Source organism: Staphylococcus rostri (genome assembly GCF_002902145.1).
Classification (GTDB): domain Bacteria; phylum Bacillota; class Bacilli; order Staphylococcales; family Staphylococcaceae; genus Staphylococcus; species Staphylococcus rostri.
Genome location: NZ_PPRF01000036.1, coordinates 23190 through 46560, shown reverse-complemented (window position 1 = coordinate 46560; position 23371 = coordinate 23190). Strand labels below are relative to the sequence as shown.

Below are 23371 nucleotides of genomic sequence, written 5' to 3'. Positions count from 1 at the left end.
GATTTCATTGTTGTGTACGCATTTTAATTATGTGAAAGGAAGCAATGGTAATAAAGAAAGGATCGGGCGTGTACTCGGCTCTAAGAAAAGTTGTTGGCATAAATAATAAACGCTCGTGCCGTTGAGTAAAATCCATAATGCTGAAAAAACAATGGTTGGCACGTGTGTTAAGTCACGTAATGCTGTACCGTCCCAACTAGGTTGCGGTCGTGCAAAGGTAAGTTGTGCTATGGTAATCGAGGATTGTATCACTTCGCCAAATAATGTTCCGAGTAACCAGTGATAAACCAGCATATAGATTAATGAATAATTCTGTAGATTTTCTGATTGTAGACCTAGATAGATAATGCCGCATAGTAACACAATGATAATGATAGGTGCGACCTTTCTAGAAGTCACGATTGTAAAGTACAAAAAGATACCGATGTATAATAAGATGAAAATAACGCCTTGTCCCTTACTTTGCATAATTAAGCCGATACTAAGCATGAGTGGCGGCATAATGTAGCCACCGATTGTCGTAAAGATTTGACCAATACGACTCTTACTTTGCGTTACCGCGTAGCCTTGTTGGCCAGTCGCTTGACGTTCGCGTCGTGTCATCACGACAACAAAATCTACCACACGTCCACCGCTCAGACGATTAAAGAGCACGTGCCCAAACTCATGCGTCAGAACGGGCAAGTAGTTCATCGCAATACTAAGCATAGACAAGATAGGGTGGCTGCGATAATAGTAACTCAGCAAATACATGCCAGTAATCGCCAACAATAGCAAGACCGAGATAGGGATAGGCGAGACAAGCCATGTGTGTTCATTCATAAATAGTAATCCTTTCTAAATGCATATTTATGTAGAGTATACCGTCAATCGGCTTTGTATGCTACAGACTTAGGACTTATAAATGTTTAAGGATTTTTGCAGGATTACCTCCAACAACTGTGTGAGCAGGTACATCTTTTGTAACAACAGACCCAGCTGCAATGGTTGCCCCCTGTCCAATTGTGATCCCTGGTAAAATGATAACACCCGCACCAATCCAAACATCATCTTCAATAGCAATAGGTGCTGCATACTCGATACCGGTACGTCTCTCGTCAGGATTAAGCGGATGGTTAATTGTAATCAATTGAACGTTCGGACCAATTTTTACATTGTCACCAACTGTAATTGTTGCAGCATCTAGCCATGTCGAATTGGCATTAACATAAAAGTTGTCACCGATAGAAATATTGGTACCATAATCGAAATAAATGGTCGGTTCGATATAAAAAGAATCCGTTGTACGTGCAAAGACTTCTTTAACAATAGCGTGGCGTTCGTCCAAGCTTTCAGCATTGTTAATTTGTGTACGCCAACTATGAGCTTGTCGTCTCGCTGCTGTGAGTTCATCATCTTGTGGGAAATAGTAAAAGCCGTTTGGTAAATTGAATGCATTTGTCATATAATTCACACCTTATTTTATATTTTTTGGAGTATAACATGAAAAATTAGAAGTATAGAAATTTTATACAAGTGATAACTATTAGTATTGGGATGAATTTTCTGCTGCGACATGGTAAAGTGAAAGCAATACAAAAGAAAATAGATGAGAGGAGGTTTGTTGATGAATACGTCAACACCTTCAGAACATACGAGATACCAACCATATCAACCTGAGCGTCAAGTGAATGTCTTAGGTATTCTATTTGATGATGTGACGCTATCAAATATGCATCAAGCGATTTTAACATATAGTCGTACGAAAACACCACATAATTTATTTATTGTGACAGCCAATCCTGAAATCGTACACTATGCTTCAGAAACACCGGCATATCAACGTTTAATTGAACAAGCAGACTACATCATACCGGACGGCACCGGTATTGTGAAAGCTGCACGATTACTTGGAACGCCGCTACAAGAACGTGTACCAGGTATTGAAGTGATGGAAACGTGCTTGAAGATTGCACATCAAGAAGGCAAGCGCGTATTTTTATTAGGTGCAACGGATAAGGTAGTCGCCAAAGCAGTGCACAAGATTCAACAACAATATCCAAACAGTGTTGTCGCAGGTCATCACGGCTTTGCGTCCCTTGATGATATGAATGTTGTCGATGAGATACGTGCATTTAACCCAGACTTTATTTTTGTCGGCATGGGTTATCCGAAACAAGAACAGTGGATTCAACATCATCGTCAGTATTTTGAGCATACATGTATGATGGGGGTCGGTGGTGCGATAGATGTCTTTAGTGGAGAAGTGAAACGTGCGCCGTTAATTTGGCGTAAGTTGAACTTAGAGTGGCTCTACCGCAGTCTTAAGGATTTAAAACGAATCAAACGACTTCAAAGAATACCAAAATTTCTTTGGGCGGTCGTAAAACAGAAAATCAAGCGTAAATAGTAGCAGAAAGGGGAGTGGGACAGGAATCTCATTTTTCTAAAAAGATTCCTGTCCCACCCCGGCAAGGCTGACTAGGAATGAAAAAGCTTGTAAAAGCGTATTTTCATACCAGTCAGCTACTGCCATATACATAAAATCTCAAGTTTAATTTGAATGTTTGTATTAATGTCCCAACCGCCTGTTACTTTAATATGTTTTAGATACTTGTTTCATGAGTTGGTCAAATTCAGCATCAGTGATGTTGGATTGTGTGAGGGTAATTAAATGACCATCAGGATCTTTAATCGTCATCTCTTTTGCGTTCCAAGGTTGTTCTTCAAGTTCAGATACAACAAATTTTGGTGAGATGTTTTGTGCTTTTACTTCAATATCTTTTATCGCGATATTTAAATAAACACTGTTGCCGACTTCGAAATGATCGCTCGCAATCAACATAATATCTTGATACTTGTCTAATCTTAAATGATCCATAAGTACATGGTTGTTTGAATCTCTAAATTTGAAGACGCTTTTAAATCCGAGAGTCTTTTCATACCACTTTGCTGACTTTTCAATGTCATGTACGAGTAGTTTGTTAAACATTGGCATAGGATAAAAGTCCATTCTAATAGCCCCCTTATAAATAAAGCGCAATTACAGTAAAAGAAACCATAATTGCGCGCATTGTTTATTTTATTACAAAACGATTTTCATCTAATTGTTGTCTAAATGCTTTTTGTTCTTTAACTGATTTCTTTTTAAAGTCTTTGAGGAATGCTTCATATTGTGGTAGCACCTCATCGACAGTGCCGATTGCTTTCAGACGTCCTGCTTCGATCCATGCAATTTTAGTACAGAATTCGCGGACTTGTCGTAAGTTGTGACTGACAAAGAAAATGGTTTTTTCAGCTTCTTTAAATTCATATATTTTATTTAAACTTTTTTGTGTGAATGTTTGGTCGCCGACAGATAGCGCTTCGTCAATGACAAGAATTTCAGGGTCTACTGTAACACTAATAGAGAATCCGAGCTTTGAGCGCATCCCGCTTGAATATTTTTTAACAGGTTGATAGATGAACTCGCCTAGTTCGCTGAATTCGATGATTTTTGGTGTGAGTTCTTTAATTTGTTTCTTTGTGAACCCCATACATAACATTTTAAATTCAATATTTTCCATACCTGTTAAGTTGCCGTTAAGCCCAGCATTAATGGCGATAACACTAACGTCACCATTGCGTGTGATTTTCCCTTTCGTTGCTGAGAGAGAGCCCCCGATAATATTACTCAAGGTTGATTTACCAGAGCCATTGATACCTACAAGCCCGATAACATCACCTGCATATGCATTAAATGAAATATCATTCAGCGCATAGAAAGTCTTGTTTTTATTTTTAGGCAACAAAGCATCTTTAATACGTTCTTTGTTGTTACGATATATGCGATATTCTTTTGTAACGTGATCAATCTTAACGGTTGGATTCATGTTATTACAGTCCTTACTTTAATTTTATATCAAAATTCATGAGTTTTACTTTCACTAATCTACGTATATAGATTATAATATATTACTAAGTGGATGTTAAATAAGTAAAGTTATTGAAATGCTTCGGTTCTAGTGTATGAACCAATCAGTTGAAAAGCTTATATTTCAATATCAAGAATACATGAGGTTGCGATGTTTGTACAGTTGTTTGAGCAACACACACATTTGCATAATCGTACGTACGAAACGAAAGCGTGGTAAATAATGAATTCTGTAGCGATAGTGTTAAAAGAGCATTTTAAAAGCTTTTATTTAATTCAAAGATTAGCGCAATTCCAGTTGAAACTTTCAAATCACAGTAACTATTTAGGTTTGGCTTGGGAGATGATCAACCCAACGATTCAAATCTTGGTATACTGGTTTGTCTTTGGTCTAGGAATCCGCAGTAATAGTGCTATTGAAGGGACGCCTTTTATATATTGGCTCTTAGTGGGTATTAGTATGTGGTTTTTTATTAACCAAGGCGTGCTGGAAGGAACAAAGTCTATTACAAATAAATACAACCATGTGGCGAAGATGAACTTTCCACTGTCGATTATCCCAACTTACATTATTACAAGTAAATTGTATGGGCATTTGGCTTTAGTGGGCGGTATTATCATTTTATGTGCGATTGCAGGTATTATGCCATCAATATATATTATTCAACTATTTATATATATTCCGTTTGCATTTTTATTTGCATCATCTATAACGCTTTTAACATCTACGTTATCGGTATTAGTGCGAGATACACAGATGGCGATGCAAGCGTTACTTCGCGTACTTTTCTATGCATCACCGATTTTGTGGGTGCCTAAAACAGGTTCAATCGTTGAAAAGATTATGATGTTAAATCCTATTTATTTTATTGCGGAAAGTTATCGTGCCGCGATTCTCTTTAAAGAATGGTATTTCATCACGCATTGGGAACTAGCACTTTACAATGTCTTTGTTGTACTTTTCTTCTTTGTAGTAGGTTCCATGATGCATGTGCGTTATAGAGATTACTTTGCTGATTTTATGTAATAACAAGAAACGCCTTCAATGCAGTATTCTGTGTTGGAGGCGCTTTTCAATATGAAGCGACTAAATATAAAGAGGTGGGATGAATGGTGCGCTATATCATTAAAGAACTGTATTTGATATTCGTATCGCTAATACAGATGTTATGTGCCAAGCAATGTGTACAACGTGATCATATTGTCGTTATGATGACGTTCAAGGAAGATATGTTACCTATTATTGATCAATTGATAGAACGTGGTTATCGCGTAACTGTATTTACTAAGGAAACGCATTTTCAAGCGTTGACAAATAAGAAGAATGTAGCGTGTCAATCACTTGCACAGCGTAATTTATATCGTCAATTACGTGCGTTATCAACAGCCAAAGTCATATTTATCGACACGTATTATCACTTATTTGGTGCCTTTAAGAAACAAGCTAATCAGACAGTGATACAGACGTGGCATGCGGCGGGGGCTTTGAAAAACTTTGGATTGGAAGATCACGCGGTAAACGAGCATGATCGAAAAAGTGTCGCACAGTATCAAGCAGTATATGATGCAACGGATAAATATCTAGTAGGGTGTTCACAGATGGCCCATTGTTTTGAACGGTCATTTGGCGTTGCAGAGCATCAATTTTTAAACTTTGGTATTCCGCGTTTAGCCTATTATTTAGAAATAGATGTTTCACAGCAACAACGTGAACTCAAGCAACAATTAGGGATTCAAAATAAGGTGGCAGTGTATCTTCCAACATATCGTGAAGGTGGACAGGCTAACAGAGTGATAGACCAACAAGCATTTGAACGTACGTTACCCGACTATACGCTGTTAAGTAAGTATCATCCAGCCATTCAGCCACCGGACACGGAACAACGGGTGACTTTGAGTACGTATGAGTTATTAATCCTTGCTGATGTGATTATAACGGATTACAGTTCACTCGCCATTGAAGCAAGCTTGATTGGTAAGCCAGCCATTTTCTATGTGTATGATGCACAAGACTATGAACGGGTACGCGGATTGAATGCGTATTATGAGGCAATACCGAATACGTATAAAGTCTATACAGAAACAGCGTTGTATCAGCGACTTGCGCAGGGGAATCTTGAACCGTTATTTGAAGATTGGCATACATTTAATACGAAGGAAAGTGTACATCAGCTGATGAATTACGTGGACAAAGTCGTCCGAATATAACGAACGAAATTTGAGCTGCATGTGTACATGTGCTATAATTTTGTAGATGTTATAGAAATGAATAGATTGAAGGAGTTGTAGAGATGAAACGTGTAATTACATATGGAACGTATGATCTTTTACACTATGGTCACATTGAATTGTTACGCCGTGCACGTGAGCTAGGCGACTATTTAGTTGTGGCACTATCTAGTGATGAGTTTAACCAAATCAAGAACAAAAAATCGTATTATGATTATGAGCAACGCAAGATGATGTTAGAGTCTATCCGCTATGTCGATCTAGTCATTCCGGAGCATGATTGGGAACAAAAAATGACGGATGTTGAGAAGTACGATATTGATACGTTTGTGATGGGGCACGATTGGGAAGGCGAATTCGACTTCTTAAAAGATAAGTGTGAAGTTATTTACTTAAAACGTACAGAAGGTATTTCAACAACACAAATTAAACAAGAACTATACGGCAAAGATGCCAAATAAAAAACAAGCGTTCTTTTCTAGTTTATAGAGAAGAGCGCTTGTTTTTGGTTATTTGTGGAAACGCAATAAAATATAGTAGATGATGATACTAAAGAACATAACTAAGAAGAATAGACCGATTGTCGTCAAGACAGGGTGTGCTTCCCAGCTTGATGTGACAACGGATTTAGAGCCGTGAATAAAAGGTCTTTCTACTTTGACGCTTGGTGGACCATACGCTTTTGAAATAAAATCACGTTGGTAATCAATGTGAACTTTCCCGTCTTTAACGACGAAATTGTAAGTGTTTTTCATATCGCTAGGGACAACATCGTAAAGGTCTTCCAAGACGTAATACTGTGTGCCGTTAATCGTATGATACCCTTTTGAAAGGATTTTGCGGTACTCGTATTGATCGAACATTGCATTAATCACGCTCGCACTCATCATATCACGTTGCTTTTCGCCACCGAGATTGACATAATCGCCAGCACCTAGAATGACGCTGTAAATACGGAAATTATCACGCTTTGTTGTGACAGTACTATTATAGTCTGCAACGTCACTAGAACCTGTTTTTAAACCATCCGTACCAGGTACGCTCATATCAGCACCTTCTAATAGATTGTTAAACGTATAATACGTTACACCATGTTGTGTCGGTGCGACCTCTTTCGTGAATTGCAAAATATCAGGCGTGTCAGCCACAGTGTGCTGTGCGAGAATGGCATAGTCGTGTGCTGACGTAACAGTGGATCCCTCATTACTGTATCGTTCCGGCGCAAAGTCTTGTAACAAGTCATTTTCAGCGCCTGTTGGGTTCACATAGTGCGTATCATTCATCTCTAAATCTTTGGCCGTCTGATTCATCAAGTCAACGAAGTCGGAAGTGTTCTTGGATACTTCATTGGCAAGAATAATAGATGCCGCATTACTTGATGCAGATACCGTAATCTGTAGTAACTCAGCAATCGTATAGGTTTCGCCTGGATACAATTTCGTATTACTTAACTCCGGTAATGTCGACATACGATAGTGCTCGTCTGTAATTTTAACGGTGTCTGTTAAAGAGAGCTTACCTTCATTCACCGCTTTCAATGTCAAATACATTGTCATCAGTTTTGTCATTGAAGCAGGATTCCATTGCTGATGTGCGTCATAGCTATAAAGCACTTGTCCCGTATGACTAATACTCACAAGTCCTTCAGGTTGATAACGTTCATCAACACCATAACCCGCTTGTTGCGCCATCTCAACCGGCGTCAGTGTGTATGCTTTTGTAAAAGGTGTTATAATAGTCGTAGCGAAGAATACAACGACAATAGCATATATTATTTTTTTCATAATGTACTCCCTTAATATGCATCGGATTTAATGCAAAATAACATATCAATTCTAGCACAAACGGTTTAGAAGATAAAACGTACCGTCTCGATATGCAATGACATAGCATTCAAGATTAGCGTGTTGCAGGTCAGACAACCCGCACTCTGCTGTAAGCGTGAAGGGAGTCTTAAATTTAGAATTTAGTCAAACGAGGTATGCTACTTATGAAGTCGAACAATCCACTCATTTATTTATTGAAGAAAATCACTTGGCCTGTCGGATTGATTATCGTAGCCGTCATCATTTCGTCATTAGGAAGCCTAAGTGGTCTTTTAGTGCCATTATTTACCGGACAAATGGTCGATAAGTTTACGCTATCATCCATTAATCCTTGGTTTATCGGCGCACTTATTGCTGTCTTCTTATTGAATGCAATATTGAGCGGCGTGGGCTACTACTTACTCAACAAAATTGGAGAAAAGATGATCTACTCAATTCGTTCCGTTTTATGGCAACATATCATCCATTTGAAAATGCCATTTTTCGACAAAAACGAAAGTGGTCAACTGATGAGTCGTTTAACAGATGATACGAAGGTCATTAACGACTTTATCTCTCAAAAACTACCAAACATATTTCCGTCTATTATTACGTTAATCGGCTCATTTATTATGCTGTTTATTTTAGATTGGCAAATGACATTAATGACGTTTATTACGATTCCACTTTTTGTCATTGTGATGATGCCACTCGGTAAAGTTATGCAGAAAATATCTAAAAATACACAAAGTGAAATTGCGGAGTTTAGCGGTTTATTAGGGCGTGTGTTAACGGAAATGCGTCTTGTGAAAGTATCCAATACAGAGAAACTAGAACTGGATAAAGCACATAAAAACCTATCTGAGATTTATCGTCTAGGTTTGAAACAAGCGAAAATCGCGGCAGTCATTCAACCGATATCAGGTATTATTATGCTGGCAACGATTGGGATTATTTTAGGTTTTGGCGGTTTACGCATCGCATCAGGTGCTATTTCAGCGGGTACGTTAGTCGCAATGATTTTTTACGTATTGAACTTGTCGATGCCGCTCATCAACTTGTCGACACTGGTGACGGATTATAAAAAAGCGGTCGGGGCGAGTAGTCGAATTGATGAAATCTTACATGAACCTTTGGAAAGTATTACCGCACCAGATACGGCACATACCATTCCTTCAGGCGACTTGGCATTTAATCATGTGACATTTGGCTATGAATCACAACCGGTGTTGGAAGATGTATCGTTTCGTATTGCACCGGGCGAAGTAACCGCATTTGTTGGGCCGTCTGGTTCAGGTAAAAGTACGATATTCAGCTTGATTGAACGGATGTACGATGTGTCACAAGGAGACATTACGTACCATGATGCGTCGATATATCAGCTATCACTCACAGACTGGCGTCGTAAAATTGGCTATGTCATGCAAAGTAACGCAATGATGAATGGGACGATTCGCGACAATATTTTATATGGTATTGATCGAGAAGTGTCTGATGACGAATTAATGCATTACGCACGTTTGGCACATTGTCACGACTTTATTATGGCGTTTGAACAAGGCTACGATACGATCGTTGGTGAACGTGGCTTGAAGTTATCAGGTGGGCAAAGACAGCGTATTGATATTGCGCGAAGTTTTGTTAAAAATCCGGATATCTTATTATTGGATGAAGCGACAGCCAACTTAGATAGTGAAAGTGAACGTAAAATTCAAGAGGCACTAGATACCTTAATGACGAATCGTACAACGGTGGTTATTGCGCACCGACTGTCTACGATTAAGAAAGCGGGCCAAATTATTTTCCTTGATCAAGGGAAAGTTACGGGTGTTGGACGTCATGAAGAATTGATGCAGACACATGAGAAGTATCAACAATTTGTGGAGACACAAAGCTTAACACAACGAAATATGTAAATAGAGAAATCCCCCTTATACAGTTTTCGAGCTGCATAAGGGGGATTGTTACGATGTCACTGCAAATGCTTCGGAAGGTTTTCAGTTGGACACTGTTTACTGCTACCACACGCACTACATTTTCCTTGCTTAGAACGTTTGATATAGCGAACTAATACAAAGACGGAATAGCCGACAATCAGTGCAATTAGTAGTAAGTTAATCAATAATGTCATCATGTAACCTCCTTATATAAATAGCGAGCCAATTTGGTAGATTGCCATTGAGATAACGTATGCAATGACAAATGGGTACGTTCCTGCGAATAATGTCCATTTCCATGATGTTGTTTCTTTGCGAATTGCGGCAATCGTTGCTAAACATGGGACATATAATAGGATGAAGACCATGAATGAATACGCTGATAATGCTGTGAAATGTGTTGATACCATTGATACGAGTGCATCGTCATTCACGGCATAGATAATCGCCATGGCGCTGACAATGACTTCTTTTGCTAAAAAGCCAGGGATGAGCGTTGCTGCTGCTTGCCATGAACTAAAGCCGAGCGGTACTAAAATAGGTGCAATGGCTGCTCCAATCATATGCAAGAAGCTTTCTTCAATTGGTACATCAACACCACTTGGTCCAGCATAGTTGAGCAACCAAATAATGACAGAACCGGCGAAAATAAATGTACCTGCTTTTTTAACGAATCCTTTTCCTTTTTCCCATGTACTACGCCATAATGTCTTAATTGACGGTAAGCGGTAAGGTGGTAATTCTACGACAAAAATCGATGTATCTTTTTTCAGAACGGTTTTTGATAAAATCCAACTCACGATTAATGCAATAACGATACCAAGTACGTATAAGCTTAAAACGATGAGTGCTTGATTTTGCGCGAAGAAAATACCAACGAATAATGCGTAAACAGGTAAACGCGCAGAACACGACATGAATGGTGCAATGAGAATCGTTGTGAGTCGTTCTTTTTCTTCCTCAATACTACGTGCGGCCATAATGCCGGGTACGTTACAGCCAAAACCGATAATCATTGGGATAAATGACTTTCCGTTAAGTCCAAAGCCTTCCATAATACGATCCATTATAACTGCGATACGTGCCATATACCCAGAGTCTTCCAACAATGAAATGAAGAAGAATAGCACAAGGATTTGTGGGACGAACACTAGAACACCACCAACACCGGCGATAATACCATCAGTTACAAGGTCTTGTAGTGCTAGATAGATGCCTAACGATGTCATCGCTTGTTTGGCAAAATCCGTTAATGGCCCACCGAAAAATTCATCTAGCTTGTCGGAAAGCGGTGTTCCTATCCATGTGAAGGTCGTTTGGAAAATCAACCACATAATACCAAGGAAAATTGGAATACCTAAGATTTTGTGTGTTAATAATGCATCGACACGTTCCGTGACATGGTGTTTACGTGCATCTGGATATGTCACCGTGTCAGCCAATAATTGATTGATATATGCTTGACGTTGTTGCTGAATGTGCTGTGCAATGTCAACGTCTGCAAGGCTTGTATGTGATGCGATCGTTTCATCTAATACTTTACATAAATCTGCACCGAAATATTGTTGAACGGCAGGATTGCCTAACAAATATTGAATGGCTAAAAAGCGATAATGCTTAGATGCCAATGATAATGTTTCAGGTAAGTGTGTAATCAGCGATGTAATGAGCGCTTCCACATCTTCGCCATAATCAATCACAAGGGGACGTCTTGATGATACATGATGATCACTTAACGCTTTTAAGACATCACTGCTCCCTTTGCCTGTTCTTGCAATTACTGGAATAATCGGTGTGCGCAATTGCGTCATTAGTTTTTGATGGTCAATACGAATGCCGCGTTTACTTGCGACATCGACCATGTTTAATCCGATAAGAAGTGGTGCGCCAAACTCCATTAATTGAATGGTTAAGTTAAAGTTACGTTCGATTTGTGCGGCATCAATAATGTTAACCATGCCATCAAATTGTTCGTTAAGTAAATAATTCGTTACGACTGTTTCATCTCGGGAAATCGGTACAAGGTCATAAATACCAGGTAAATCGACTAACTGACCGGACTTTTGTTTGAGTTGACCAATCTTTTTCTCTACTGTTACACCGCTCCAGTTGCCCACGTATTCATAAGAGCCAGTGAGTGCATTGAACAAAGATGTTTTACCAACGTTAGGATTTCCTAAGATACAGTATGTACTACTCATATTTGTGCTCCAGGCGAATATCGCAGGCATCACAGTTACGGACACAGATTTGTTGACCGTTGACGTTAAGTGTGCAAGGGCCTTTGAAAAGTCCTTTTTGATGTATTGAAACTTCACAACCTTCAATACAACCGAGTGCACGTAATCGGTGCTTTAATTGCATATTATTTGTATTTAGAGATTTGATACGGTATGGCGTGCCTACTTCAGCATTTGCTACGTGAATCATACAATCACCTACTTCTTAAACATTAATGATAATCATTTTCATTTATAGAATACCTTTATTTAAAAGGTGTGGCAATAGCTTTTCAGTGCCAAATGTGTAAAATTATCGAAAAATGAAAGGGAATTCATGACATTATCTTAGAAAAATAAGGATAAGTAGAATATGACAGTGCATGATTGAATTGTGCATATGCCATACATAGTTGTTAAATAGCCAAGTGTTATTACATTAAAGTTGTGGCAGCATTTTTATTATTATTTAGTGTAATGTTGCATGACACACAAATTGCATTTTCACAACTAATAGCACGTGTTATAATAACTTTGATTTCATTTAAAATATTTGAAAGGTTAGAGGTAGGGGTTATGTTCTTATTAATTAATATCATAGGTTTACTGGTATTTTTAGGTGTTGCTGTTATTTTCTCACGCGATCGTAAAAATATTCAGTGGGGTTCTGTGGCAGTTTTAGTTGTGCTTAACTTAATCTTGGCATGGTTTTTCGTATATTTCCCAGCAGGTACATTTGTTGTTGAAAAAGCAGCAGCAGGTATTTCCTGGGTAATTAATGCAGCATTTGCAGGTATTGGCTTTGCGTTTAGTAGTTTTACGGCAGGCAAACAAATGGATATGGCAGTATCTGCTTTATTGCCAATCTTGTTAGTCGTACCACTTTTTGATATTTTAATGTATTTACGCATTTTACCATGGATGATTCGTGGTATCGGTTGGGTACTTGCTAAAGTAACACGTCAACCAAAGTTTGAGTCTTTCTTCGGTATTGAGATGATGTTCTTGGGGAATACTGAAGCATTGGCGGTTTCAAGTGAACAATTGAAACGTATGAACGAAGCACGTGTACTTACACTTGCGATGATGTCTATGAGTTCAGTCTCTGGTGCCATTGTCGGTGCCTATGTGACAATGATTCCAGGAGAGCTCGTTTTAACAGCGATTCCATTAAACATTGTCAATGCGATGATTGTCGCATCTATTTTAAATCCAGTGAAGATTGAAGCGGATGAAGATATTATTTACGACATACGTTCTAATGAAGCACGTCAACCGTTCTTCTCATTCTTAGGAGATTCTGTATTAAATGCCGGAAAGCTTGTATTAATCATTATTGCGTTTGTTATCAGCTTTGTTGCATTAGCTGAATTGGCAGATCGCTTAATCCACTTAATTACAGGTGGCATCGCATCATTAATGCATCTTAAAGGTGGTTTTGGCTTGAACCAAATCTTAGGTGTATTCATGTATCCATTCGCATTGTTACTTGGTTTGCCTTTTGATGATGCATGGATCGTTGCACAACAAATGGCGAAGAAGATTGTAACGAATGAATTTGTCGTGATGGGTGAAATCGCGGGTGAAGTGAACAGCTATGATCCACATCGTCGTGCAGTCATTTCAACATTCTTAATTTCATTTGCTAACTTCTCAACAATCGGTATGATTATTGGTACATTGAAAGGGATTGTTAATGAGAAAACGTCTGACTTTGTATCTAAATATGTGCCGATGATGTTATTAGCAGGGATTTTAGTATCACTCTTAACAGCAGGATTTGTAGGCTTATTTGCATGGTAAGTTAATAAAAGGAGAAACACGTTCGTTATCGATGGAGAAGCGGGCGTGTTTTTTTTATGGTTATCAGTAAATAATTGTGCGTATATACAATTGACATAGCGTACTTGTAGTTTTATATAATATATATAAGCAATGTAGCACCTGCAATAAGATACTCTTCACACTGCACATAGATGAAATTTTACGATGAGGTTGGGATACTATTTATAGGTTTCCCAGCCCTTTTAAACCTATTTTTAGCGATAAAAGATGTGAAAAATAGGTTTGAACGAGGAGGGGATCATATGACTTATCGAGTTAATACTATTGCTAAATGGTTTGTAGAAAATACCATGACTAGTGGAGAAAACAGCTATGATGGTAATTTGACATTAAACAAATTAATTTATTTTGCAGATATGATGAATTACACAATTAACCACGAAAAACTAGTAGATGAACAGCCAATAGGTTATACAAATGGACCTGTATACCAATCTATTTATATCGATCACAAATACGGTTCATTGTCATCCATTAAATCTGATAATGGAAAAATATCAAGTGAAACGTTGAACTTATTGAAAATTATTAAGTTTGCTTTTGGCACTTACTCATCTCAGTACTTAACAGATTTAACTCACGAACAATCACCTTGGAAGAATAGAAAAGAGGATTGTGAAAAAAGCGACTATAATCCACGGCTCAACTTTGAAGATTTAACCGAGATAGAAAAAGCGAGAGTGAGAGATATATACGATATATATCGTCAAATTGATCTAGATAAATACATTGTGAGTAGAATTGGCGACAATGTTTTTGTCTATGATGAAAGTATGGTGTTGGACGAAGGGGACTATAAAGAGTTAGAAGGACTTGAAGGAGAAGAAGACAGCATTTTTGTTGAGAAAATTGATGGGAGATTGATTTATGCATGACGGCTCAGTATTTATTGCTAAAGTAAAGTTCGAGCGGGACAATTTATAGTTATGAATAAAGATAATCATAACTTGTATTTTTTTGAAACTGAAAATGTAGTTAACAAAGCAAAATTCAATATATCAAACATAGAAATTTCAAAGTCACTCTATCACATTTTAACTTATGAACAAAGCAAAGCATGTGGTTTTAGAATTACGACTGCAATCAATTGCTATGAAATGTTTTATTGTGAGTATTTTCCTGAAATGATGCGATTAAAGCACAGGAACTTACCTAACGACATATTCAATGAAATTAAAGAGAAAAGATTATCAATTGAAGCGTCTAACTTACACATTCAAAATTGTAAAATAAGCAAAGCTGAACTATTTCAGCATAATCCAAAACTGATTCAATCTAATTACTAATATCACCACAATAATATATACACAAAACCGTGTCTTTAATGGATGCGGTTTTTTTATTAAAAGAAGGACGAACACACAGTACCATCACTGCAGGTTCGTCCTTCACGGGAAATAAATCATAAAGGTAGGTACTCGAGCCAATACCTACCTATGAGCAAAACTATTCTCACTATAAACAACACAAAGGAGATATCCTATTTGTTGTATTAAACAACCAATAAGGTAATTCTAATTATACAGAAGGTCGAACGATAAGTAAACTAAAAAGTCAGAAAACTTACGAATTATTTTGAGTGCTTTATGAAAATTGATGTTGCGCAGTTTCGTTATGTGACAATTTTGTGATAGTATGACTTATGATAAGGTAATTTCAGCAGAAGGGTGTGATTGGGTGAAACGAACAGTTAGGGATTTAATATTAGTATTTGTAGGTTCATTAATCTTTGCGGTAGGCGTCAATGCTTTCATCATCGCTGGTGACTTAGGTGAAGGTGGCGTAACTGGTTTGGCTATTATTTTATATTATGCATTCCATGTTTCTCCAGCTGTGACGAACTTTGTGGTCAACGCAGTGCTTATTGTGATTGGTTATAAGTTCCTAAGTAAACGCAGTATGTATTTAACAATCGTTGCGACAGTGCTCATTTCACTATTTTTGAGCTTGACTGAGTCATGGCAAGTCCACACAGATAATATTATGATTAATGCGGTGTTCGGTGGTTCAGCCGTTGGACTCGGCATAGGGATTATTGTGTTGGCAGGTGGTACAACAGCAGGCACGACGATTTTAGCACGCATTGCCAATAAATACTTAGATGTGAGTACGCCATATGCGTTGTTATTTTTTGACTTAATCGTCGTACTCATCTCACTTACGGTTATTCCGTTAGATCGCGCATTAGTGACAGTCATCAGTTTATATATCGGCACGAAAGTAATGGACTTTGTAATTGAAGGTTTAAATCCTAAAAAAGCTGTGACGATTATTTCTAAGTCACCCGATCGCATTGCGAAAATGATTGATGAAGACATCGGTCGCGGTATTACGATATTAAATGGCCGCGGCTACTTTTCAAAACGAGAAACGGATGTCTTATACGCTGTAATTAGTAAGACACAGTTATCACGAACTAAGCGCATGATTCGCAAAATAGACGCCGATGCATTTGTCGTTGTCCATGATGTTCGTGATGTTTATGGTAATGGTTTCTGGGTAGAAGACTAATAATATAAATGAATGAAAGTGGTATGCATTTCCATAGTGCGTACCGCTTTTTTGTTTATGTAAACGTAATGTAAGCGTAACACAAAACAGTTAGTCATCTGCCTAAAAAAATGGTATAATACGTCAAGCATGATAATCATTCTCAATAAGATGGAACGATTGATATAAATGAGAGGTATTATATAGAGAAAGAGGGAGACAAATGAGCAGATTAACGGGGAAAGAGGTAACAATTGGTTACGGCGATCGCGTGATTGTGAACAACTTAGACGTCACAATACCCGAAGGTCAGATCACTTCCATTATTGGACCGAATGGTTGTGGTAAATCAACGTTACTCAAGGCACTATCACGATTATTAAATACGAAGAGCGGTGAAATCTGCTTAGACGGTAAAAATATTCAAACGCAACCGACGAAAGAAGTCGCGAAAAAAATCGCCATTTTACCACAATCACCTGATGTGGCAGATGGGCTCACTGCAGGCGAACTTGTATCGTACGGACGCTTTCCACATCAAAAAGGTTTTGGGAGATTGAGTGAGAAGGATAAAGAAGAAATTGATTGGGCGATGCGTGTGACAGGCACGATTGATTTTAAACACCGTGCAGTGAATGACTTGAGTGGGGGTCAACGTCAGCGTGTGTGGATTGCGATGGCATTGGCACAAAAAACAGATATTATCTTTTTAGACGAACCGACAACGTACTTAGACATTTCACATCAACTTGAAATTTTAGAGCTCGTTCAAGAACTAAATGCTGAACACGGCACAACAATTATCATGGTATTACACGATATTAACCAAGCGATTCGTTTTTCAGATCATTTAATCGCGATGAAAAAGGGCGAAATCATTAAACAAGGTACGACACATGAAGTACTTAATAACGAAATATTAGAAGAAGTGTTTAACATTGATGCAGAATTGAGCACAGACCCAAGAACGGGCAAACCGATGCTCATCACATACAATCTATTATGTAAGCATTATGACAAACTATAGACATAGAGGAAGTTTTGAATGAAAAGAAAACAAGTGAGCAATCTTAATTTTTCATTGCAATTTTTGCTGGGATTGATTGTATTATGTGCAGTGTTTATCTTGTCTGTTGTCTTGGGAGAGGCACGTGTCCATGTTGCGACTATTATAGAGGCAATCATTCACTATGATCCGACCAATCAAGCACATAATGTCATTTCAGAAATTCGGATTCCACGAAATATTGGTGCTGTGTTAGTTGGCGTATCGCTTGCGACAGCGGGTGCCGTTATTCAAGGTGTCACGAAAAATGGCTTGGCAGACCCAAGTTTAATCGGTCTAAACTCAGGCGCGGCATTTGCTTTAGCGACGACATTCGCATTTTATCCAGGCGCACCATTTTTAGTATTGATTATGGCAGGTTTTGCCGGTGCCGTATTTGGAGGCATGATTGTATTGATGATAGGTTCATCGCGTCGTGACGGTTTTAACCCAATGCGCCTCATTCTTGCCGGTGCAGCAGTCAGTGCGTTGTTAACTGCGCTGAGCCAGGGTATCGCCTTAATTTTCCGTCTCAATCAATCCATTAACTTTTGGAGTGCCGGTGGTGTCTCAGGAACGAACTGGCAACAGGTGTTAATTGGTGCACCGATTATTTTATTAGCGATTATATGCTTAATATTGATGAGCAGACAGCTGACAATATTAAGCCTTGGGGATACACTCGCCTCTGGACTCGGTCAAAATGTGCGGATGATTCGACGTGTTAGCTTACTAGTGACGATGTTGCTTGCTGGGATTTCAGTGGCAATGGTTGGGCAAATTGCTTTTGTAGGCTTAATCGTACCGCACATTGTTCGTTTTCTTGTAGGGACCGATTATGTTAAGGTGCTCCCAATGGCTGCCGTGTTAGGTGGTATTCTCGTATTATCAGCAGATTTATTGGCACGTATGCTCGGTGAAGCGCCAATGAGTGCCATTATTTCATTTATCGGCGTTCCGTACTTCCTATACCTCATTCGTAAAGGGGGGCGTACGATATGATTCATCCAAAGCATAAACTTAAACAACGCATAACTTTAACAGCCTCTGTAGTATTACTCGCTGCAGCAATTGTGTGGAGTATGACTACAGGCGAATATTCAATGTCTTTTAACCAAATTTTGCAGACATTAATCGGTAACGGTGAATATGCGGATGAACTGATTCTGATTGATTTCCGCTTGCCACGTGTAATGATTACACTGCTTGCTGGTATGGCATTAAGCATGAGTGGTGCTGTGCTACAAAGCGTAACGAAAAACCCATTAGCGGAGCCAGGTATTCTAGGCATCAATGCGGGAAGCGGCTTTGCGATTGCATTATTCATTGCAATTGGACAAATTAATGCAGATTCCTTCGTATACGTCTTACCTTTCATTAGTATGGTTGGCGGTTTGTTAACAGCACTCTTTATTTTTACCTTTAGTTACAGTGGTGAAAAAGGGCTGTCTCCAGCAAGTATGGTACTTGTGGGCGTTGGTGTGTCTACCGCATTATCAGGTGGCGCATTGACCATTATGTCCACTTTTGATCGTGACCAGTCAGAATTTATCGCAACATGGTTTGCCGGTAATATTTGGGGCGATAGTTGGCCATTTGTCTGGTGTTTCCTACCATGGTTGATTATATTGATTCCGTATCTCTTTTATAAAGCAGAAGCACTCAATATTTTGAACACGAATGAAAACATTGCCGTTGCGCTCGGCGTTTCATTAAATAAAGAACGTTTAGTACTTGTCTTGATTGCGGTTATGTTATCATCAGCAGCGGTATCCGTAGCCGGTGCCATTGGTTTTATCGGGTTGATGGGACCACATATTGCGAAATCTATTGTTGGACCACGCCATCAACTTTTCTTACCGATTGCGTTAATGGTAGGGGCGTTGTTACTCGTCGTGTCAGATACGATTGGTAAAGTCGTCTTGCAACCAACAGGTGTCCCAGCCGGTGTTGTCGTAGCAATTATAGGTGCACCGTACTTCTTATACTTGATGTATCGCACACGTGCACTTTAGCGATTAAAGATGTGTATGAATTCGTCAAATTTTTACCTTCTGTACAAGCGTTGAATGTCATTTTGTGGTACACTAGAGATACTGAAATTTAGACAGGATTTGTTCGGGAGGAGAGCCATGAAAGATTTAATTAAAAACCATGTGTTAAACGGTGAATTTGAATCAGTTAAAAATTTAATGGCTGCAACGGATTTTCTAGCATTTGAAGAGGCATTTATCTCAAGTGCACACGAACAAGAGAGTGTCATGTACTATACGTGCCTTCTCGATATGATCAAAGGAAATGAAACGTCTGAAATTCACGACCTTGCTTTCTTATTACTCGTTTATCCATTAAGCGATGTACCAGGTGCGATGGACGCAGCATATTATCATGCAGAAGCGTCTATTGAGCTGACAGAAGGACAAGAAGTGAAAAGTTTACTACAGATGTTACTGTTACATGCGATTCCTGAACCAGTTATTTCTGACAAGCAGGCCTTCAATACGGCGAAACAAATATTGAAGTTAGATCCAAACAACAAGGTAGCACGTAATGTGTTAAAAGAAACAGCGAAGCGAATGGATCAAGTCGTTGTAGACTTTGATCAGTTAAATGCGTATAAAGATGCTAAATAGATTGCATAATATAAACCATTAAATCTCGTAAATAGCTAAGTAGCATTCATGCTCATACAATTGTGTGAGTAAGATATGTTGCTTAGCTATTTAATTACCATCGTTTATCATTTCTTGATTGCTCGCTTACCAAGGCGCTCACTTATATTCTCACACTGATTATTGCTCCTTCCAATACACACAAAAAAACAGTCGTTATCTAGGTTGTATTAAATCAAGATAACGGCTGTTCAATTATTTTGGGAATAAGGGATAATTGCAAATTGCACGATTTAATTAAAATTTATATAAATGTGAGTAGAACATTTTGATTTAAAAGCGCAAGTGTGTATAATGGCAAAGTTACTTTATTATGAAGGAGTTTGATTGGATGGCAGAAAAGCAACACACCAAAATCATTATGACCGTTTTTCTAATTGGTGCGTTTTTTATGATTTTGAATGAAACTTTGCTCAATATCGCATTACAAGAGTTGATGGAGCAATTTAATATATCTCGAACAACAGTGCAATGGATGGCAAGTGGCTTTATGATGGTCACGGCAATTATATCTCCTTTGTCAGCACTGATTATTCAATGGTTTACGACAAGACGCCTATTCTTAGGAATTATTGCTGTGTTTACATTAGGAACGTTCATCTCTGGTATGGCAGTTAACTTCCCAATGCTTTTAACCGGGCGTATGATTCAAGCAGTTGGAACAGGTTTAATGATTCCGTTAATTATGAACGCCATGTTACTGATGTTTGATGTGTCCGTACGTGGTCGTGTCATGGGATTTTTCGGCTTAATCATTATGTTCGCTCCAGCTATTGGACCAACATTATCTGGTGTAATTGTTGACTATTTAGGTTGGCGTTGGTTGTTCTTCAGCGTAATACCATTTATGATTTTCGCATTTATTTTTGCGATGCGTTATTTACAAAACGTTGGAGAAGTCACACGTCCTAAAATTGATTTTCTATCGGTGATTTTATCAACAGTAGGGATTACGGGTGTTGTTTACAGTGTGTCATCTGTAAGTTCAGCAGAAGGCGGTATCATGAGTGCTCAAATACTAATACCTTTCATTGTAGGGCTTATCTGTGTTATCGCATTTATTCGTCGTCAATTAACACTGGAAACACCTATTTTAGATTTCCGTATTTTAAGTATCCGCAATTATAGACGCGGTATGTTAATTTTTATTATTGTCGTGATGAGTTTATTCGCTTCAGAAATTGTCATGCCAATGTACCTTCAAGGACCTATGGGCTTTTCTGCTAAGTTAGCGGGACTCATCTTATTGCCAGGTGCGTTGCTTAACGGTTTACTTTCACCCGTAATGGGGCGTTTATTTGACCGAGTAGGGCCACGAAAAATGATTTTACCGGGCTTGGTGACATTGTTAGTCGTACTGATTTTCTATACAACGATTCACCCAGGTGTGCCTGTATGGCAATTTATCGTAGCGTATATGTTATTGATGGTAGCGGTGGCAGCGATTATGATGCCAGCAAGTACAAATGGCTTGAACGCATTGCCAAAAGACAAATATCCACATGGAACAGCAATTTTTAATGTGTTGCAGCCACTTGCTGGGGCAGCAGGGATTTCTGTGTTTGTCGGCATTTTAACAGGTGTGCAAAACAATGAAATGAGTAAGCATGAACAAGTGACACAAGCAGTTACAGACCAAGCGATGACGGCAGGAATGCACGCAGCGTATTTATTTGCGATTGCGCTGATTATTATCGGTATTGCTATTGCGATGACATTGACAAATGCATCGCGTGAAACACAAACAGATACAGTTGAATCTTAAATGATGAGAGTACGTCGACTAACTTAATTGATAAAAAAATCAAGGTTGTCGACGTACTTTTTCTTTGTATTGGCGTTGTAATTTTGCTGCTTTAAGATACAAAATCACTGTAATACGCATTTCTCACAATTAATATAGAAGGAATTTAATGGCAAATAGTTAATTTTACCATTTTTGTTGTATATTCATGCGGTTTAACGCTATTTATATGTATTGATATACAGTTTGACGTATGAATAAAGTGCTAAAAATTGATTGAATATCGTTGTAATCCCTTTGCTATCAAGGGTTCTGAGATTTTCGCGTACAGAAAGAAATTTGAAATAAATCGTATATTATGGTTTAATGTGTAACGTGTTTTGCAAATTGAGGAGGTCAAAACAGATGCAAAAATATAGAGAAGCAATTAAGATTGCTTTCGCATATGTCGGAGTTGTAGTAGGTGCCGGTTTTTCAACAGGTCAAGAAGTGCTACAATTCTTCAGTAAACATGGTATTTATTCATATATTGGTGTCATTATTTCGGGGATTATTTTAACATTTATCGGACGCCAAGTTGCAAAGATTGGGACTGCATTTGACGCAGATAACCATGAAACAACACTCGAGTATTTATTTGGTAAGAAATTTGGTTTAATTATTGACTACGTGCTGATTTTATCATTATTCGCCGTAACAATTACAATGATTGCCGGTGCAGGTTCAACATTTGAAGAAAGTTTTGGCGTACCTGTATGGCTGGGTGCTTTAATCATGTGTGCACTTGTGTATCTGACATTACTCATGGACTTTAATAAAATCGTCGGTGCACTTGGTCTCGTAACGCCCGTATTAATCGTACTAGTAGTGATTATTGCGGCAACATACTTATTTAAAGGTTCTATTTCATTTTCACAAATCAACGGTGTTGTTGAAGAACCAAGCTTATTAGCAGGTATTTGGAAAGGATTCAACTACGGTGGTCTTGCATTTGCTGTTGGATTTAGTACGCTCGTTGCCATCGGTGGAGACGCGTCTAAACGTATGGTTTCAGGTATGGGCGGCCTAATGGGTGGTATCGTATACCTAGTGCTATTAGGATTAATCAACTTTGCACTACAATCTGAATATCCAAGTATTCAAGATTCAGCGATTCCAACACTTGTTCTAGCAAATAATATTTCACCAATTTTAACGTTCGTACTTTCAATCGTAATGCTTGCAGTTATGTATAACACAATTTTAGGATTGTCATATTCATTTGCTGCACGTTTTACAACACCTTATACGAAAAAATACTATATTATGATTTCTATTATCGTACCACTTGCATATGCGTTAAGCTTCGCAGGTTTCGAAGTGTTAATCGAGTATGTATACCCAATCATGGGGGCAATCGGTTTAATTATCGTTGCAGGTGTTATCGTGAAGTATGCTTATAGAAAATCACAAGATAAGAAATTTATTGCTTAATCATTAAGGTATGTTACAAT

The 23371-nt window shown here is 38.3% G+C and carries 23 protein-coding genes; 15 read left to right on the top strand and 8 right to left on the bottom strand.

What is annotated here, in order from left to right; genetic code table 11:
* Positions 1–27: 27 nt before the first annotated feature.
* On the bottom strand, positions 28–822 hold the full coding sequence (locus CD122_RS06255) for a M50 family metallopeptidase (protein WP_103358137.1): 795 nt from the start codon (positions 820–822) through the stop codon (positions 28–30).
* A gap of 76 nt (positions 823–898) precedes the next feature.
* Entirely contained in the window at positions 899–1444 is a 546-nt protein-coding gene (locus CD122_RS06250) for a sugar O-acetyltransferase (protein WP_103358136.1), read from the bottom strand.
* 162 nt (positions 1445–1606) lie between these two features.
* Here CD122_RS06250 and tarA point away from each other — a divergent pair, with 162 nt between their 5' ends.
* Positions 1607–2389, top strand: a complete 783-nt coding sequence (tarA, locus tag CD122_RS06245) for an N-acetylglucosaminyldiphosphoundecaprenol N-acetyl-beta-D-mannosaminyltransferase TarA (protein WP_169926473.1) — start codon at positions 1607–1609, stop codon at positions 2387–2389.
* 186 nt (positions 2390–2575) lie between these two features.
* On the opposite strand, the gene CD122_RS06240 is transcribed toward tarA, so the two are convergent.
* Positions 2576–2992, bottom strand: a complete 417-nt coding sequence (locus tag CD122_RS06240; protein ID WP_103358134.1) for a VOC family protein — start codon at positions 2990–2992, stop codon at positions 2576–2578.
* A gap of 64 nt (positions 2993–3056) precedes the next feature.
* Entirely contained in the window at positions 3057–3851 is a 795-nt protein-coding gene (tagH, locus tag CD122_RS06235) for a teichoic acids export ABC transporter ATP-binding subunit TagH (protein WP_103358133.1), read from the bottom strand.
* 264 nt (positions 3852–4115) lie between these two features.
* Between tagH and CD122_RS06230 the strand changes: the two genes are divergently transcribed.
* The 3 genes from CD122_RS06230 (at position 4116) to tagD (ending at position 6582) form a co-directional block, all read left to right on the top strand.
* Entirely contained in the window at positions 4116–4919 is an 804-nt protein-coding gene (locus CD122_RS06230) for an ABC transporter permease (RefSeq protein ID WP_103358132.1), read from the top strand.
* 83 nt (positions 4920–5002) lie between these two features.
* Complete coding sequence (gene tarB / locus CD122_RS06225) at positions 5003–6100, top strand: teichoic acid glycerol-phosphate primase TarB (protein WP_103358131.1); 1098 nt, start codon at positions 5003–5005, stop codon at positions 6098–6100.
* An 83-nt stretch (positions 6101–6183) separates the two neighbouring features.
* Positions 6184–6582 carry a glycerol-3-phosphate cytidylyltransferase gene (gene tagD, locus CD122_RS06220; protein ID WP_103358130.1) on the top strand — a complete coding sequence of 133 codons (399 nt, stop codon included), beginning with the start codon at positions 6184–6186 and terminating at the stop codon, positions 6580–6582.
* A gap of 48 nt (positions 6583–6630) precedes the next feature.
* On the opposite strand, the gene pbp4 is transcribed toward tagD, so the two are convergent.
* Complete coding sequence (gene pbp4 / locus CD122_RS06215; protein ID WP_103358129.1) at positions 6631–7905, bottom strand: penicillin-binding protein PBP4; 1275 nt, start codon at positions 7903–7905, stop codon at positions 6631–6633.
* A 206-nt stretch (positions 7906–8111) separates the two neighbouring features.
* Between pbp4 and CD122_RS06210 the strand changes: the two genes are divergently transcribed.
* On the top strand, positions 8112–9842 hold the full coding sequence (locus CD122_RS06210) for an ABC transporter ATP-binding protein (RefSeq protein ID WP_103358128.1): 1731 nt from the start codon (positions 8112–8114) through the stop codon (positions 9840–9842).
* A 56-nt stretch (positions 9843–9898) separates the two neighbouring features.
* Here the strand turns inward: CD122_RS06210 and CD122_RS06205 are convergent, their stop codons facing one another.
* From CD122_RS06205 to CD122_RS06195, 3 genes are read right to left on the bottom strand one after another with little or no spacing between them, the layout of a single operon-like run.
* Positions 9899–10057 carry a FeoB-associated Cys-rich membrane protein gene (locus CD122_RS06205; RefSeq protein WP_103358127.1) on the bottom strand — a complete coding sequence of 53 codons (159 nt, stop codon included), beginning with the start codon at positions 10055–10057 and terminating at the stop codon, positions 9899–9901.
* 12 nt (positions 10058–10069) lie between these two features.
* Complete coding sequence (gene feoB, locus CD122_RS06200) at positions 10070–12064, bottom strand: ferrous iron transport protein B (protein ID WP_103358126.1); 1995 nt, start codon at positions 12062–12064, stop codon at positions 10070–10072.
* Positions 12057–12293 carry a FeoA family protein gene (locus CD122_RS06195; RefSeq protein WP_103358125.1) on the bottom strand — a complete coding sequence of 79 codons (237 nt, stop codon included), beginning with the start codon at positions 12291–12293 and terminating at the stop codon, positions 12057–12059. The genes feoB and CD122_RS06195 overlap by 8 nt, the downstream gene beginning before the upstream one ends.
* A 365-nt stretch (positions 12294–12658) precedes the next feature.
* Between CD122_RS06195 and CD122_RS06190 the strand changes: the two genes are divergently transcribed.
* The 10 genes from CD122_RS06190 (at position 12659) to CD122_RS06145 (ending at position 23351) form a co-directional block, all read left to right on the top strand.
* The gene (locus tag CD122_RS06190; protein ID WP_103358124.1) at positions 12659–13885 is read left to right on the top strand and encodes a NupC/NupG family nucleoside CNT transporter; all 1227 of its coding nucleotides are present in this window, start codon (positions 12659–12661) and stop codon (positions 13883–13885) included.
* A 284-nt stretch (positions 13886–14169) separates the two neighbouring features.
* On the top strand, positions 14170–14802 hold the full coding sequence (locus CD122_RS06185; RefSeq protein WP_103358123.1) for a Panacea domain-containing protein: 633 nt from the start codon (positions 14170–14172) through the stop codon (positions 14800–14802).
* 51 nt (positions 14803–14853) lie between these two features.
* Positions 14854–15213: a hypothetical protein gene (locus CD122_RS06180; RefSeq protein ID WP_240624132.1), complete on the top strand. Its 360-nt coding sequence runs from the start codon at positions 14854–14856 to the stop codon at positions 15211–15213.
* A gap of 391 nt (positions 15214–15604) precedes the next feature.
* Positions 15605–16438 (top strand): YitT family protein, encoded by an 834-nt coding sequence (locus tag CD122_RS06175; RefSeq protein ID WP_103358122.1) that lies wholly within the window; start codon positions 15605–15607, stop codon positions 16436–16438.
* A gap of 202 nt (positions 16439–16640) precedes the next feature.
* Positions 16641–17444, top strand: coding sequence for an ABC transporter ATP-binding protein (locus CD122_RS06170; RefSeq protein ID WP_103358121.1), 804 nt, complete (start codon positions 16641–16643; stop codon positions 17442–17444).
* An 18-nt stretch (positions 17445–17462) separates the two neighbouring features.
* The gene (locus CD122_RS06165; protein ID WP_103358120.1) at positions 17463–18464 is read left to right on the top strand and encodes a FecCD family ABC transporter permease; all 1002 of its coding nucleotides are present in this window, start codon (positions 17463–17465) and stop codon (positions 18462–18464) included.
* Entirely contained in the window at positions 18461–19477 is a 1017-nt protein-coding gene (locus CD122_RS06160; protein ID WP_103358119.1) for a FecCD family ABC transporter permease, read from the top strand. The genes CD122_RS06165 and CD122_RS06160 overlap by 4 nt, the downstream gene beginning before the upstream one ends.
* Before the next feature lie 117 nt (positions 19478–19594).
* Positions 19595–20095 (top strand): hypothetical protein, encoded by a 501-nt coding sequence (locus CD122_RS06155; protein WP_103358118.1) that lies wholly within the window; start codon positions 19595–19597, stop codon positions 20093–20095.
* 370 nt (positions 20096–20465) lie between these two features.
* Positions 20466–21899, top strand: coding sequence for an MDR family MFS transporter (locus CD122_RS06150; RefSeq protein WP_103358117.1), 1434 nt, complete (start codon positions 20466–20468; stop codon positions 21897–21899).
* A gap of 384 nt (positions 21900–22283) precedes the next feature.
* The gene (locus tag CD122_RS06145; protein WP_103358116.1) at positions 22284–23351 is read left to right on the top strand and encodes a YkvI family membrane protein; all 1068 of its coding nucleotides are present in this window, start codon (positions 22284–22286) and stop codon (positions 23349–23351) included.
* Positions 23352–23371 lie beyond the last annotated feature (20 nt).